Origin of the sequence: Parabacteroides sp. AF21-43 (assembly GCF_003635435.1) — a bacterium.
GTDB classification, from domain to species: Bacteria; Bacteroidota; Bacteroidia; order Bacteroidales; family Tannerellaceae; genus Parabacteroides; species Parabacteroides distasonis.
Map to the genome: position 1 here is coordinate 136831 of NZ_QTMG01000011.1, position 16017 is coordinate 152847.

Here is a 16017-nt window from a genome sequence, read left to right on the forward strand (position 1 = left end):
TATTATTCAGAAACAACCTCGAAAGGAACCTCAACGGAAACCTCTTTGTGAAGTTTCAAAACAGCCTTATAGCTACCTACTTCCTTAACAGACTCCTTGATATAGATAATCTTACGATCGATATTCTCGAAACCAGCCTTAGCCAAAGCCTCAGCAACTTGGATATTCGTTACAGAACCGAAGATCGTACCTGTAGAGCTAGTCTTAGCGCCAATCGTCAAAGCTACACCCTCTAACTTAGCGGCCAAAGCCTGAGCATCTTCCTTGATCTTAGCCAATTTGTGGGCACGTTGCTTCAAGTTCTCAGCCAATACTTTCTTAGCAGACTCTGAAGCGATCACTGCCTTACCCGTGGGGATTAGAAAGTTACGTCCGTAACCGTCTTTTACTGTTACGATATCGTCTTTGTAGCCTAAATTCACTACATCTTCTTTCAAAATAACTTGCATATTCTGTCTCCTCTTAATTAATTATTTCATCAAATCGGTCACGTAAGGAAGCAAAGCCAAGTGACGAGCACGCTTTACAGCCTGAGCTACACGACGTTGGAACTTCAAGGAAGTACCAGTGATACGACGCGGAAGGATCTTACCTTGCTCGTTCAAGAATTTCTTCAAGAATTCAGGATCCTTATAATCGATATACTTGATACCGTTCTTTTTGAAACGGCAATATTTTTTCTTCTTAACGTCTACTGAAGGCGGAGTTAAATATCTGATTTCTGATTGAGTTGCTGCCATAATTAATTATTCTCCTTTACTGTTTCTTTAGATGATTTCAGATTTCTTCTCTTAGCTGCATATTCTGCGGCATACTTGTCTTGACGGAAAGTCAAGAAGCGGATCACACGCTCGTCACGACGGAAGTTCAACTCCAACGTAGCGATAACACTAGGATCTGCCTTGAATTCAACCAACTGGTAGAAGCCTGTTGTCTTCTTGTCGATAGGATAAGCTAACTTGCGCAAGCCCCAGTTCTCTTCATTCACGATCTCAGCTCCTTGAGCTTTCAGAAGGTTCGTGAATTTCTCTACCGCTTCCTTCATCTGAGCGTCAGACAAAACGGGAGTCAAAATGAAAACGGTTTCGTAATTGTTCATAAAACGCTGTTTAATATTGATTAATAAAAATTTTTGCGGTGCAAAGGTAGTGATTATTTGATAACTGGCAAATAGTTATACAACTTTTTTCAATCTCAGACTCATTTCACTCGTTTTAGCACCAACATCCAAAAATTCATGGCCTCCTCATTCCGGATCGTTTTCGCTTGCAAGGATAAAGTGGCCGTACCTTTCGATAGAGGAATCGTACCGACAGAGCAAGGAGCAAATCCTTTCACATAAGACTCCTCCCGGAGAACCCTATCCAAATCCGCACCGAGCATGGGTTGGTCATTTACTTGATCCAATGTAAATACAAGATTCTCGGCATCCCGGTCCGTACGAAGTTCAAAAGTAGAGCCTATATTTCGTTTATCGCAAGTATAATAGATAAAAGCCTCGAACAAGCCGGATTCCTCAACCTCCACATTCCAGCTTATCTCCGCTTCCGGGCTTTTCCAATTCGTAAAATAAGAACAATTCGGATAACGGTTGGAGCGTTCGATCGGGCCAGATATCCTCGCATCCCGGGCCGGTAGCTTTGAATAGGTTTCCTGCGGATGACCGATTATAAACGGACGGGTATCCTTCTTCGGGAAATCCGCCAGTAACTCATCCTTAAACCAATTCGAATAACGCTTCATCCGCTCATATATCTCGGGTTCTTTATCCGATACATCCTTCCGTTGCGCACGATCTATATCCGTTTTATATAAATGATCTTCCGCATCCAATAGATAATATGAGATACGCACACTCGTCTTACCTCCCCAATAACTATATAAAACCCGATCTATAGCAGGAGCTTTCTCATCCAGCAATCGCTGTCCCCAATCGATTCCGTCCAGTTTCCTTAACGGGGTATATTCTATTCCCGCCAAACCTAATAAAGTAGGGATTAAGTCTATAGCCCCAGACAACTGGGTTTCCACGGCCCCTTTCCTTATGTGTCCCGGCCAACGGATACAAAACGGCGAACGAACACCCCCTTCATCCGTAGAGCCTTTTCGCCCTTTCATTCCACCATTCCACCGGAAACTATTCGGGCCGTTATCCGAGAAATAAATAACAATCGTCTCTTGTTCCAAATCCAATGAATGTAACAAAGACAATACACGTCCGATATTCCAATCTAAATTCTCGGCCAAGGCCAAAGCCGCTTTCGTAAACGTAGTATCTTCTTGCTCCGGGAAAGTAGCTCGCTGCGACAAGGTACGATCTTTTACACGGTTCCACCAACTATCCGGGACTTGCATCGGACTATGAGGTGTGTTATAAGACAAGAACATAAAGAATGGATGTTCTTTATGATCACGTATATAATCCAAGGCTTTATCGGTCAGATCATCTATGATAAAGCCCTCGCCCGAAATAATCTCTCCGTTATGCTCCAACACCGGGTTCCAATAATTCCCCCAATGCCCGGAACAAAAACCATAGAACTCCTCGAAGCCCCTTGCGTTCGGATGGTAGGGATATTGCGTACCACTATGCCATTTTCCAAATAGAGAGGTAGCGTATCCGGCCTCCCGGAAATATTCTGCGATCGTTTTCTCTCCTAGATTAAAGCGCTCGCCTCCCCCGGTCGTAGAATTAACGCCACTCCGTACATGATAGCGTCCGGTCAAGAACTCCGCCCTCGTCGGGGATGACACCGGACAGACATAAAAATTCTCCAAGATCGTTCCCTCATGAGCGATACGATCTATATTAGGAGTTTGCACGAAGGTATTCCCCGTGAAGCCCAAATCGCCCCAACCTTGGTCATCCGATAACATTACGATGATATTGGGGAGCTGTTTTTGAGCGAAGGCCGGAATACAACCGGCCCCCACTCCCAAAACACTAAACAATACGCCTAACTTTGTCATTCGATTCAACTTTTTGCCTAATCAAGATTACCTTTATTGCGGACGGCTATATCCTTGATCCAACAATTTCTTCAACAACGCAGAAAGCTCATTCGCAATGCCTTTCTCACGCAAGAAGAGATTATTACTCTCCAAAGAATCGGTCCGCATATTATAAAGTTGGCCTTTCGGTCCATTCTTCACCGGGGATAAACGGGCGGGAGCCGTAAAACCACCGGAGCCCAGACAATCGATATATTTCCAATCTCCCTTCTTGATCGCTAATTTGCCGGAGCCGGACAAGTACATGATCTGGTCTCTCGTCGAGGCATTCATATCACCATCCAATACTTTCTTAAAGCTAAAGCTATCCTCTGCCTGTCCTTTAGGAAGGGATTGACCGGTTAAATCCGCCAATGTAGCCAATATATCTACCAAGCCAACCGTTTGGGAACAAACCCCGGGGTACTTGATATGATCCGGCCAATGAACAATCAGCGGAACATGATGACCGCCGTCCCACGCATCACCTTTCTGCCCACGGCGGCTCCAGTTACTTTGATGCCCGTATTGCTGGATATCCTCCTCTTCCCATGCGCCTCCGTTATCACTGGCGAAAATGACAATCGTATTCTTCTCCAGACCTAATTCCTTTAGTTTGGCATTCACCCGAGCCACGACATTATCGATATCGCCCATAAAATCGCCATAGGTACCTAACTCGGTAGATCCCTTAAACTGAACGGTGGGCAGCCATGGGGTGTGCGGACCGGTTAACGGCATATATAAAAAGAATGGCTTGTCCTTTCGTCCTTCCCGATCGATAAAAGCGATACCCTCATCTACGATTGTCGGGAAACATTCCTCAAACTTAAAGGAGCGCGACATCTCTCCGTTACGCCACCAAACGCCCCGTTCCCAATAAATATCATTCTCGTTCGTATGTTTACGATCCCAAGCGTAAACCGTCTCATCCTGTTTCTTCGGATAAGCGTCCGCCGTCAAGATGACATCCGGGTCCACGACACGGTCATTACGCACGAACGCATAAGGCGGCATATCCAAGGAAGCCGGAAGGATGAAAGAATAGTCAAACCCTAATTCCGTAGGGCCTCTTTTTACAGGGGCGGAGAAATCCGTATTCGTATAACCAAATTTCTTAGGGGTAAGAATCTGTGGTTTCGAGTCATCTTTCAACTGCCAGTCGAGCCCTAGATGCCATTTCCCGACACAAGCGGTCGTATAGCCGGCATTACGCATCAAGGAACCGATCGTCAAACGCTCCGGTTCGATATATGGAGACAAGTACCCCCAATACTCGGACTTCTTCGGCGTACGGAAAAAATAACGTCCTGTCACTAAACCGTAGCGTGAAGGCCCACTCAACGCACCCGCAGAATGGGCATCCGTAAAACGGATACCGTTCCGGGCCAATTGATCGATGGCCGGCGTACGTACCCTAGCATATGGATTATTGCATCCAACATCCCCGTAGCCCATATCATCCGCCAGAATGATCACGACATTGGGGTGCTTTTGGGCGAACACCACCGGCACATATAGTAAACCGGTGGCTAATAAAGACAACTTGATCTTCATATATTATTTTCTATTCGTTAATAACCTTGATTCTGAGTCAGGTTCGGATTCGCCTGCCGTTCGCTTAATGGAATCGGGAACAATAGCTGGGTTTCCGTATACACCTTACCCCAATTCGTCTTATAGCCGATAAAGTCCACATATTCCCCGGATTTATCATCCCGGATCTTACGGGTGCGTAGCATATCAAACCACATCTTATTCTCATAACATAGGTCAAAGTAACGTTGGTTCCAGACTTCCTTCAAGAAAGCGTTCGCATTGGTCTGCCTGAACGGTGCTAATCCGGCCCTTCCTCGTATTTGGTTCACGATATCGATGGATTGCTGGTTCGGAGTACCATCCGCGTTCACTTGCGCTTCCGCATACATTAATAATACATCCGTGTAACGATATACACTCCAGTTCAAGTCCGACTTCGCCGTATTATCAATAGCCACTTGATCAAAAAACTTATAGATATAATAGCCATTCAAATCCATAAACTCCAACTCTGCCGCTCCCGGAGAGAACTTACTCGGATGCCCCTTGTAGTTTGTAAAGAAATATTGCTTCTCTTCCGTACGCTTATCTCCTTTCTCAAAGCTTTCCACGAATTCTTTGGTAGGGATCAGGCTACCATATTCCAAATCGTAGGCGGAAATGCCGGAACGAGAAGGTAAAAAGATACGTACTGACTCGTTATGCCGCTTGTTCAAGGAGAACTGAACTTGATAAATAAACTCTCCCTTATTATTCTGCGACGGAAGCCGTAGGCTCTCATAATCCGTGAAGAGCGTATACTCATTCGATTTTATAACCTCCAATGAACGTTTAGCTGATTCTGCGTAATAAGATTTACCTCCTTGCAAAGGATAACCGGCATACGTAAGATAGACATCCGCAAGAAGCGCTTTCACCGCTCCCATCGAGACACGCCCTGTATGATCGCTAAAAGTCAGATCCGATTGCTCGGCCTCCAACAAATCCGGAATAATGATCTCATCATAGATTTCCTTTACCGGGGTACGAGATACTTGCAGCTCTCCCAACTCCGACTGTACGGTCGTAATCTTAGGGACATCGCCAAAGATACGTACCAAATAGAAATAATACAAGGCCCTCATAAACTTCACCTCGGCCATGTAGCCATTAATCAAGGAAGCATCCAGATTCTCGAACTCCCCGAGTTTTTGAAGCGCGAGGTTACAGTTCGCGATACCGGCATAACAATCTTGCCACCAGTTCTCGATATATAAAGAACGATCACTCACCAGTAGATCCTGAAAGTCCTTATAATTCGATTGGGAATTCTCGGAAGTAGCTTTGCCAGTCATATATTCGAGCAATAAGATCGTATTACATCCCCAACCCGGGGTCATCTTATTAAAGACCGTATTCTTCAAATAAGCCGAATTCGTCAAGGCCAAAGCGGACTCCTTACTTGTCAACTTTGAATCGGTAGTCATTGTACCGGTAGGTTGCTCATCCAAGAAATTATTACAAGAAGACAAGAATAACGCACATAATGAGACGATATAGATTTTATTTATTTTCATAACTCAATCGCATTAGAATTTAACATTTAAACCAAAAGTAAAAGTACGTGCCTTAGGCTCGCTGAAGTCGTCGATACCTTGTCCGAAAGCAGCATCCTCATAGGTCGTAACCTCCGGATCATAGCCTTTGTACTTCGTGATACAGAACAAGTTCTGAGCACTCGCGTAGATTCTCAAATCCTGTAACTTTATCTTCTGGAGCAAGCTCTTGCTGAAAGTATATCCCAAGACGAAGTTCTGCCCCCGAACGAAAGAACCGTTCTGCATCCAATGTGAATCCGGAAAAGAATCATAATACGATTTCATCGGACGACGCTGGGCGACCATCGTATGCTGGTTTTGCGGAGTCCAAGCGTTCAAATTCGACTTGAAGCCATTCGCTACACCCGACCGGTCTTCAGCATTATGAGTAGCGCAATTCACGACATCATTCCCGAACACGAAGCGGAGATCGAACGAGAAATCGAAGTTCTTATAAAGAAACGTATTAGAGATCGTCATGGTCCAGTCCGGGGAGGTACAGCCGATAATCGTATTATCCTCGCTATTGATCTTCCCGTCGCCATTCAAGTCCTCATACTTCACGTCTCCCGGAAGGCGGTTGTATTTAGCCGCTTCAGCGGCCTCGTCCTCCCCCCAAGTTCCCAGACGACGCAATCCCCATAGCGAACCAACAGGTTCACCGACACGCAGGATCAGCATATCCCCTTGCGCATGGCGGGGTTTCGGATAAATATCCTCATCATTCTCGCCTAAGTTCAATATCTTATTACGGTTTACGTTAAATAATACTGTAGACATCCAGTTGAAATTATCCGTTTGGATATTATGCGTATTTAAGGTCAACTCAAAACCTTGGTTCTGCACGGAGCCGATGTTCCGCATGATCGTATTCAATCCAGAAGTTCCCGGGATCGGGGCCTCCAATAATAAGTCGCTCGTCTTTTTATAATAATAATCCAAAGACAGATCGATACGCTGATTCAATACACTCACATCGACACCGGCATCCCATTGCAAGGTCTTCTCCCATTTCAAGTCCGGGTTACCGAACGTACTGCGGTATAGAGCCGTATAATAGTCATTACCAAAAATGGTATTCTCCGAGCCTAGCTTCTGGTAGAAAGCGTAATTGCCGATCTCTTGGTTTCCGGTCTCGCCGATACTAGTACGTACCTTTAAATTATTCAGCCAATTGACACCTTTCAAGAAGCTTTCCTCCGAGGCTCTCCACGCAAAGGCGAAAGAGGGGAAGAATGCGTATTTATTATTCTTTCCGAATTTGGACGATCCGTCGTAACGGCCTGTGGCCGTAAATAGATAGCGGTCTTTCAAGGTATAATTGATACGCGCGAAATAAGAGTTGATAGACCAACCGTAATCTTCCGATTTCGACGGAATCGTCACCGTTCCCGCTCCCAGATTATGCCATTGGTAAAAATCATCGCTGAAATTCTGCGAGGTAGCTTCCACGCTTTCGGCAACTCGCTGCTGCCAGCTTAATCCAAGCATCACATTCATGCGATTGTTTTTATTAAACTCCTTATTATAATTAAAGTAGTTCTCATTCTGCCAATACATTTCCTTCAAAGTCTCTATCGTAGCGATACCTCCCGCCGTCTTACTGAACTGGATCAGATCCTTACCCGAATAATAATTACGTTTCCTATTACTGGCATCTACGGCGAAAGTAGACTTAAAGTTCAAGTCGTCCGTGATCTTGAAATCCAGATATAGGTCGGCGATCGTCTGGATATTGGAAGTCTCGTTCACCATCTCTTCCAGATACCGGGAAGGTGTATCCTGTACCGCACCGGGGAAATCACGGTTGCTTCCCCAAGAGCCATCGGGATATTTTACGGGAATCAACGGAATTGCTTCCTGTACCAAACGCTTTACTCCATAACTTTTGTAATTATCGTTTCCCTTATTATAATTGAACGACATATTGGCACCCATTTTCAACCAATCCCGAAGCTGGGAATCCAAGTTGATCCTACCGCTATACCGGTCTAGGAAACCGTTACGCATCAAGGCATCCTTATGCATATATCCCAAATGCACGCTATACAAGGTCTTATCGGCTCCGCCCCGGATGCTGACTTGGTGATTATGGTTGATAGCCGTTTGATAAGCCTCATCCTGCCAATCGGTATCATACAATGGGTTACCATTAGCATCGAACAAATTCGGCAGATCCGCCGGCGTCACTTTCTTGTACTTGCCTTGCGCATACCCTTCCGGATCATATTTCTGCCCGTTATCCATCGTGGTATTGTAATTCTGCCACCACTCGGAAGCGTTCATCAAGTCCAGTTTCTTCGCCATCTTACCGATAGAGACATAACCGTCGTACGAGATCTGCGCTTTCTCGTTCTTGATACCTCGTTTCGTCGTAATCATGATCACGCCATTCGCTCCACGGGCACCATAGATAGCCGTGGCGGAGGCATCCTTCAATACCTCCAAGGATTCGATCTCACTAGGATTCAACAGATTGATATTGCTTACGCCAATCACGCCATCTACCACATACAGAGGCTCATTCGATGAGTTGATAGAGTTATTACCACGGATACGCACCCGTACTTTCCCGTCCGGCGTACCGCCATTCTCAAAGATCTCCACACCGGAAGCCTTTCCCGCCAAGGCCTGCCCAACATTCACCACCGGCTTGCTCAACAGCTTCTCCGCCTTTACGTTGGTAACCGATCCGGTCAAGTCGCTCTTCTTCATCGTTCCATAACCTACGACTACCACCTCATCCAATGTCTGTGTATTCTCGCCCAGCTTGATAGAGAAACTCGTCTTTCCGTTCGCCGAAACCTCTTGCGTATTATAGCCGATATAGGAAACTTGAAGGACAGAGTTGTCATTTACCTCTAGCGTAAACTTTCCGTCGAGATCGGTAATCGTACCGTTGGTAGTTCCTTTCTCCACCACGTTCGCCCCGATCACAGGATCGCCGTTCGTATCGACAATCACACCCGATACTTGCTTTTTCCCCTTGACAGTCTTGACCTCTTCCGGCACGATGATCACATAATTCCCGTTTATTTTATACGTGTATCCCGTATTCTTTAACAGCTGTGATAAGACCTGCAATACTTCCATGTCTTTCTGATCCATCGAGACCTTTCTCGACACGTCCAATTGGCTATCATTATAAGCTATCTTATAAGCAGAGCTCGACTCTAGTTTCTCAAACGCCTGTTTCAATGAGATCGAACCTTCATGGAAGGTCACTTTCTGCGCATCGATAGGCAAGCTCCCAGCCATAGCGAGGCTCAGGCAAAGAATAGCGACACGTATAGATTTATTCCTGTTCATGCGATATTAGATTTTTTAGTTAAACATTTATATCTCCTTTGTAGTACGTACTCGCTATTAGGACAAGGGAAACGAGGAGCGCACCCAACGGAAAAACGTTAACGAATTATAAAAACCTAATATCTCCTTAACTCAATCAATATAGATCCCATCCTCTTTGATCTGATACTCCAAGCCGGGTATCATCTCCTTGACCAACATCATGATGTTCTCCAACGACTCATGCTTATTGAAATGGATCGTAAGCCGGTTGGAATGATAAGCGGAAGTACGCAAATGCACCTTCACGTTGTAGACACGTTCCAAGGTTTTCAAGATTTCCTCGAAAGAGTCGTTGTTAAACAACAAGCCTCCCTCTTTCCAATCCGAGTAATCCGAGGCCACCACCTGCCGCACGTCCATCTTTCCCCGGGAAGGGATGTAGACAAGCTGCTCGTTAGGCCTCAATATACATGGAGCCACCGAGGGATCATCGGGAAGAATCTTCAAGGAACCTTCCTCCAAGGTCGTTGTTATTTTCTCTTGGTCCGGGTAGGCGGATAAATTGAACTCGGTGCCCAGCACTTGTACCCGCATCGCTTTCGTCCGCACGATGAAAGGTTGCTCGGGGCGTTTTCGCACCTTGAAATATCCCTCTCCCACCAGATAGATCTCCCGCTTATCCCCAATAAAGTCAGATGGATAAAGCAGCAAGGTACCGGAATTCAACCAAACCTCGCTACCATCGGGCAAGGTGATCCGCTCCCGCTTGCCGGAAGGCACGAACTGTTCCATAAAAGCCAGTTTCTTGACATCCTGCGCATCCCTGTATAGATAATAAGAAACACCCAACGACAACAAAGGAATCAGCCAGATAGCGGCGATACGTACCCACGCCGGGATACGCAGACGGCGGCGGGGCCTCACGCCCAATGTATTCTCCAACCGGGCGAAAGCCATCTCGCTCCGCTTATCCGCCTCCGGGAAACCGATCTCATTCCAGATATCCCGTAAAGCCTCTTCCTTTTCCCGCTCGTCTCCCGGCTCCGCCAATCGCTGATGTACCCGATCCACCATCTCCCCGGAGAATGAATGATGGAAAAAGTATTTTAATATCTTTTTTATAGGACTCATTCCTGCTTTTCTATTTTATCTTGTTTATAGGACCTCCTTTTCCCGCTTTACCCCCAAGCTATTAACACATCATAACAAGAAGGAAAGTCAATACCGCGTTCCGCAATTCCTTTAGCGCTAGGTTCAAGTGGTTTTCCACGGTCTTTTTTGAGAGTTGTAAATTCTCGGCAATCTCTGTGTTCGACAATCCCTCATTACGGCTCATCCGGTAGATCATCCTCCGCTGTGGCGGCATGGTCTCTACAATCATATCCACCAACAATCGCAAATCCTTAGCGACTAAATCCTCATAAGGCGTACTTCGCTCCTCGTCTTCCTCCGAAGCACTCTCCAAGCTCACGAGATTCACCCGGCGGGATTCGATATAATTGAACGCCGTATGCTTCGCCAGCACATAGAGGTAGGAACCGAACGTCCTCACTTCCGTGAAACGACTCCGATGCGTCCAAAGCTTTAGGAAAATCTCTTGGGTCAAGTCCTCGGCATCGTTCTCGGACTTCACGAGTCCCAGCACGAAATAATAGACTTTCAGATGGTAACGCATGAACAATTCCCGGAAAGCGGTATGATTTCCAGCGGCAAATTGTTCTAAAATGGATTTTTCATCTGTCATCTCGATTAACTCCTTTCACGATACGGTGGGAGCAAATAAAGTAATAATAACCGGCCGTAAGAACGCTTTTCTTGTTAATAAATACAAAATTGAAAGGAATCCCCCGTATATCAAGCCCTCCCTTCCCGAAGATTTAAGGCTTCTAAAGGCATCCTTTAGCCGTTTTCTCCGTACCTATTCATCTTCTACCATCCGTTGTATGATCATCCACCAACTGTTAGAAGATCATGCAACGGATGGTGGATGATCATACAACAGCTGATAGAATATGAAAGTCTACGCTCGAAATCCTTTAAATGTAGGTTTCTTTCGCCTAATGTGTGATGAAGAATCGCTTACCGCTTCCTTATGTTCTTTTTTTTGTCTAAGTTTGTTCCTTCAATGACATTCAATATGTATTGGTTACATCATTCTATCAATTTACTCAAGATCGTGCCCTTTTTGGGCGGTTGGTTATCCGACCGGTTGCTGGGAGACCCGGAAGGTTGGCCCCATCCTATCGTATGGTTTGGCAAAGCGATCAGCGCCGGAGAGAAAGAGTTGAATAAAGGCTCCGAGCGGGTCCTAAAAGGCGGCATACTGGCAGTCGTGCTTATCCTTGGCGTGTATTTAATCTGCGAGTGGATATTGTCGTGGGCTTGGATCATACATCCGCAGTTCAGTGGGTTGCTGACGGCTGTCGGCGTATTTTATTGCCTATCCGGAAAGACGCTTATCAAGGAAGTGAAGGCGGTGTTCGAGGCCGTGGACCGTAGCACGGAAGAAGGACGGCGGCAAGTGGCACGGATCGTGGGGAGGGATACCTCGAACCTGTCGCCGCAAGAGATACGGGCGGCGGCGTTGGAGACCTTGTCCGAGAACTTAAGCGACGGCGTGATCGCCCCGATGTTTTGGTTTGCCCTGCTGGGGTTGCCGGGGATGATGGCTTACAAGATGGTGAATACGCTGGACTCGATGATCGGTTATAAGAATGAACGTTACCTTGAGTTCGGACGGATAGCGGCGCAAATCGACGATATCGCCAATTACATCCCGGCCCGCCTCACGGCCTATTTGATGTTGCTGGTCTCCAATAATTGGGGGAAAAGGGATTTCGTACGGCGTTTCGGCCCTGAACACGCAAGCCCTAATTCCGGTTATCCAGAAGCGGCCTTGGCGGCGGTCTTGGACTGCCAGTTCGGGGGGACGCACGATTATTTCGGCAAACCGGTGGAGAAGCCTTATATCGGAACGAACGCGAGGCCTTTCACGACCGAGGATATGCGTATCGCCATTCAAGTGAATAGTAATACGGAACTGTTGATGGGTGTGATCGTCACCCTTATTTTACTAATAATATAATATTAATAATATGGAAATTAGATTAAACAAACTGATAAGCGAAGCCGGTGTTTGCTCACGCCGGGAAGCGGACAATTTCATCGAGATGGAACGGGTAACCGTAAACGGCAAGCAACCGCACGTAGGCCAGAAGGTCACGGCGGAGGATCTCGTATTGGTGGACGGTGAACGCTTGAACGTAGAGAAATATATCCGCCTGCAAGAGGAGGAGAAAAAGGAGATGCAGCAAGAAAAAGAATTACTCGGCACGCTCCGGAAAGCGAAACCCGAGAACAAGGGAGGCCATGAAGGCGCTAAAATGGAGAAGTTCGGAAAGTTCAATAAATACGCTGCCGCCCGTAAGGCGCAGAAAGAGGGAGGCTGGAAATCCAAGACCGCCAAGCTTACCGACGAGGAGAAGTTATTGCGGGATGCCTTACGCCCCAAGTTCGGAAAGGCACTGAGCAAATCGGCGGTGGCGCAGCGGATCGCCGCCAACCCGAAATCGGCCGCCCTTCGGAAGACGAGCAAGAACAATCCGATCAACAAGGCTAAACGTGCCGCCCACCGGAAAAACAGGAATCACGAAGGCGATGAGTAAGAAAGTGATCTTAGTGACTGGAGGACAGCGGTCCGGCAAGAGCGGATACGCACAGAGGCTCGCCTTATCGCTGTCGCCCAAACCGGTTTACCTAGCTACCTCCCGAATCTGGGACGAGGAGTTCCGGAAGCGGGTGGAACGCCACCAGCGAGACCGTGGACCCGAGTGGACCAATATAGAGGAGGAGAAATACCTAAGTTGTCATGATCTTACCGGTCGTGTCGTGGTGATCGATTGTGTAACCCTTTGGGGGACGAACTTCTTCTTCGATAATCAAAGCGACGTGGAATTATCCCTCTCCCTCCTGAAAGCGGAGTTCGATAAACTCTCCCGGCAAGATGCCTGCCTGATCTTCGTGACAAATGAGTTGGGTATGGGAGGTGTGCCGATAGACGAGGTGCAACGGAAATTTACCGATATGCAAGGCTGGCTCAACCAATACATCGCCTCGAAGGCGGACGAGGTTGTCTTGATGGTCAGCGGAATCCCCGTCAAGATCAAGGAATAAGAACAACGACTTATATAAAATACTACTATCATGATACAATTTCACATCGAGGCCCCGGACAAAGGGCTGGAGGCCGCTTTACAAGACAAGATCGATAATCTGACAAAGCCGAAAGGCTCATTGGGAACGCTCGAGGCGCTCGCCCTGCAAGTGGGATTGATCCAGCAAACCTTATCGCCTGTCTTGCGTCATCCCGTGAACGTAATCTATGCATCGGATCACGGCATCGCCGACGAGGGTGTAAGCAAATCTCCCAAGGAGGTAACTCGCCAAGTGATCCATAATTTCTTGAACGGAGGAGCGGGAGTTTGCTACCTTGCCCGCCAGCATGGGTTTGAGTTGAAGATCGTGGATGGCGGCGTGGATTTCGATTTCCCCGTTATCCCCCAACTTATCGACCGCAAGGTGCGCAAGGGAGGAACCCGTAACTTTCTTCACGAGGCGGCCATGACCGTGGAGGAAATGGAGAAAGCCCTTCAATACGGAGCCGATATCGTGACGGATTGTTACAACGAAGGCTGTAACGTGATCAGTTTCGGAGAGATGGGTATCGGGAATACGGCGGCTTCCAGCATGTGGATGACTTGCCTCACGCAAATCCCATTGATCGACTGTGTGGGGGCCGGTAGCGGACTGGACAGCGAAGGCGTACGGCATAAATACAACGTACTGAAACGCTCGTTGGAGAATTACAAAGGGGATGGAAGCGCCTTGGATGTAATGCGCTACTTCGGAGGGTATGAGATGGTTATGGCTGTAGGAGGCATGTTGCGTGCCGCCGAACTGAAGATGATTATCCTCGTGGATGGTTTTATCATGACGAATTGCGTATTGGTGGCTTCCCGCTTATATCCGGAAATGCAATCGTATTGCGTATTCGGGCATTGCGGCGACGAGGCCGGACATAAACGGATACTGGATTTCTTGGGGGCAAAAGCATTGCTCGATCTAGGGCTACGGCTGGGAGAAGGTTCCGGCTCGGTATGCGCTTACCCGATACTCGACTCCGCCGTTCGCATGATCAACGAGATGCATAGTTTCAAGCAAGCGGCAATCACTAAATATTTCTGATATGTTGCGGATACTCGCTGCGTTTATATTCTTTACTCGGTTCCCGTTCTGGCGGTTGGCGGAGGTTCCGGCGGCCTGTTTCAAGAATATCGTGAGCCATTGGGCGTTGGTCGGTTGGCTGACGGCTGGTTTGTCGGTATTGGTCTTGTACGCTACCTCCTTGATTCTTCCGCCATCCGTGGCGATCTTATGCGCCATGATTGCCCGATTGCTGATAACTGGCTGCCTGCATGAGGACGGGCTGGCGGATTTCTTCGATGGTTTCGGCGGCGGCACGAGCCGGGTACGCATATTGGCGATCATGAAAGACTCGCATATAGGCAGCTATGGGGTAATCGGACTGATTTTCTACTTCGGACTGTTCTACCTACTAGTAAGCAGTCTCCCGATCGAGCTAGCGGGATGTGCCATACTGGCTGGAGATCCTTTTTGCAAAGGCGTCTCCAGCATGATCATCAATCGCCTGCCTTACGCGAGGAAAGAGGAGGAAGCCAAGAACAAGACCGTATATAGCCGAATGACCTCTCGAGAATATGTATTTAGCATCATTTGTGCTTTCTTACCATTATTATGGCTTCCCCAACCTGTTTACTTACTAGCGGGTATATTCCCGGTTATCACTTGGTACTTCCTCACCTCTTTCATGAAGAGAAAGATACAAGGATATACGGGAGACTGCTGTGGAGCGACTTTTCTTCTTTGTGAGTTAAGCTTCTATATGGGTTTCGTGATCATCTATCAAACTATATAATTATGGAGATTTATTTAATCAGACATACCTCTGTCGATGTTCCCGCCGGCTACGCCTACGGGCAAACCGATGTTCCATTGAAACCGACCTTCGAGGAAGAGGCGGAAGAGGTAAAAAAAGGCTTGAGCGATCATACGTTCGATAAGGTTTGGACAAGTCCCCTTACCCGCTGCGTGCGCTTAGCTAATTATTGCGGCTTTCCGGAGGCGGAGAGAGAAGACCGTATCAAGGAGGTGAATTTCGGGGAATGGGAAATGAAATCGTGGAATGAGCTATCCTCCGATCCCCGCTCAGAGGCTTGGTTTAAGGATTGGGTTAATAACCCGACTCCAAACGGTGAATCCCTACAAGATCAATACGACCGGGTTAGCGACTTCTTGAATGAGCTTCGCAAAAGCGGGCTGCAAAAGGTATGCCTGTTCGCGCATGGCGGGGTATTGACTTGTGCCCGGGTCTACGCTGGCGAATATCCTTTGCAAGACGCTTTTAAGAACGTACCCTCTTACGGGGCTATCGTAAAATTAGTGCTGGATTAACCAAAATCCGGCACATTTCGAAAGGATAAGATGCGGCACGCCACATCTCTACAACGGCTGGTGTATATACCAAAAAAAGGAGCCAATC

Annotated in this window: 15 protein-coding genes; 6 read left to right on the plus strand and 9 right to left on the minus strand. The window is 47.3% G+C overall.

The features are described 5' to 3' along the window. Window positions 1–2: 2 nt before the first annotated feature. The 9 genes from rplI to DWX84_RS10235 form a co-directional block, all read right to left on the minus strand. Window positions 3–449, minus strand: a complete 447-nt coding sequence (rplI, locus tag DWX84_RS10195; protein ID WP_009018599.1) for a 50S ribosomal protein L9 — start codon at window positions 447–449, stop codon at window positions 3–5. Window positions 450–470: 21 nt separating this feature from the next. Continuing rightward, window positions 471–740: a 30S ribosomal protein S18 gene (rpsR, locus tag DWX84_RS10200; protein ID WP_005637107.1), complete on the minus strand. Its 270-nt coding sequence runs from the start codon at window positions 738–740 to the stop codon at window positions 471–473. 2 nt (window positions 741–742) lie between these two features. Continuing rightward, entirely contained in the window at window positions 743–1099 is a 357-nt protein-coding gene (gene rpsF / locus DWX84_RS10205; protein ID WP_005865478.1) for a 30S ribosomal protein S6, read from the minus strand. 101 nt (window positions 1100–1200) lie between these two features. Then, on the minus strand, window positions 1201–2970 hold the full coding sequence (locus DWX84_RS10210) for an arylsulfatase (protein WP_121961116.1): 1770 nt from the start codon (window positions 2968–2970) through the stop codon (window positions 1201–1203). A 33-nt stretch (window positions 2971–3003) separates the two neighbouring features. Beyond that, window positions 3004–4548 (minus strand): arylsulfatase, encoded by a 1545-nt coding sequence (locus DWX84_RS10215; RefSeq protein WP_121961117.1) that lies wholly within the window; start codon window positions 4546–4548, stop codon window positions 3004–3006. 17 nt (window positions 4549–4565) lie between these two features. Beyond that, window positions 4566–6086, minus strand: coding sequence for a RagB/SusD family nutrient uptake outer membrane protein (locus DWX84_RS10220; protein ID WP_121961118.1), 1521 nt, complete (start codon window positions 6084–6086; stop codon window positions 4566–4568). Between the two features lie 12 nt (window positions 6087–6098). Continuing rightward, window positions 6099–9416 (minus strand): TonB-dependent receptor, encoded by a 3318-nt coding sequence (locus tag DWX84_RS10225; protein WP_121961119.1) that lies wholly within the window; start codon window positions 9414–9416, stop codon window positions 6099–6101. A gap of 132 nt (window positions 9417–9548) precedes the next feature. Beyond that, complete coding sequence (locus tag DWX84_RS10230; protein ID WP_012056241.1) at window positions 9549–10529, minus strand: FecR family protein; 981 nt, start codon at window positions 10527–10529, stop codon at window positions 9549–9551. A gap of 61 nt (window positions 10530–10590) precedes the next feature. Further along, complete coding sequence (locus DWX84_RS10235) at window positions 10591–11142, minus strand: RNA polymerase sigma-70 factor (protein WP_122377504.1); 552 nt, start codon at window positions 11140–11142, stop codon at window positions 10591–10593. A gap of 381 nt (window positions 11143–11523) precedes the next feature. Here DWX84_RS10235 and cbiB point away from each other — a divergent pair, with 381 nt between their 5' ends. Genes cbiB through cobC form a run of 6 tightly spaced genes read left to right on the plus strand, consistent with a single transcriptional unit; the run spans window position 11524 to window position 15929 of the window. Continuing rightward, the gene (cbiB, locus tag DWX84_RS10245; RefSeq protein ID WP_121961123.1) at window positions 11524–12483 is read left to right on the plus strand and encodes an adenosylcobinamide-phosphate synthase CbiB; all 960 of its coding nucleotides are present in this window, start codon (window positions 11524–11526) and stop codon (window positions 12481–12483) included. A gap of 10 nt (window positions 12484–12493) precedes the next feature. Beyond that, on the plus strand, window positions 12494–13063 hold the full coding sequence (locus DWX84_RS10250; protein ID WP_122377505.1) for a S4 domain-containing protein: 570 nt from the start codon (window positions 12494–12496) through the stop codon (window positions 13061–13063). Beyond that, the gene (locus tag DWX84_RS10255; RefSeq protein WP_122297646.1) at window positions 13056–13571 is read left to right on the plus strand and encodes a bifunctional adenosylcobinamide kinase/adenosylcobinamide-phosphate guanylyltransferase; all 516 of its coding nucleotides are present in this window, start codon (window positions 13056–13058) and stop codon (window positions 13569–13571) included. Before DWX84_RS10250 ends, DWX84_RS10255 begins: the two co-directional genes overlap by 8 nt. A gap of 30 nt (window positions 13572–13601) precedes the next feature. Next, window positions 13602–14642, plus strand: coding sequence for a nicotinate-nucleotide--dimethylbenzimidazole phosphoribosyltransferase (gene cobT / locus DWX84_RS10260; protein ID WP_008774498.1), 1041 nt, complete (start codon window positions 13602–13604; stop codon window positions 14640–14642). Window position 14643: 1 nt separating this feature from the next. Further along, complete coding sequence (locus DWX84_RS10265) at window positions 14644–15393, plus strand: adenosylcobinamide-GDP ribazoletransferase (protein ID WP_121961121.1); 750 nt, start codon at window positions 14644–14646, stop codon at window positions 15391–15393. A gap of 2 nt (window positions 15394–15395) precedes the next feature. After that, entirely contained in the window at window positions 15396–15929 is a 534-nt protein-coding gene (gene cobC, locus DWX84_RS10270; protein WP_005855050.1) for an alpha-ribazole phosphatase, read from the plus strand. Window positions 15930–16017 lie beyond the last annotated feature (88 nt).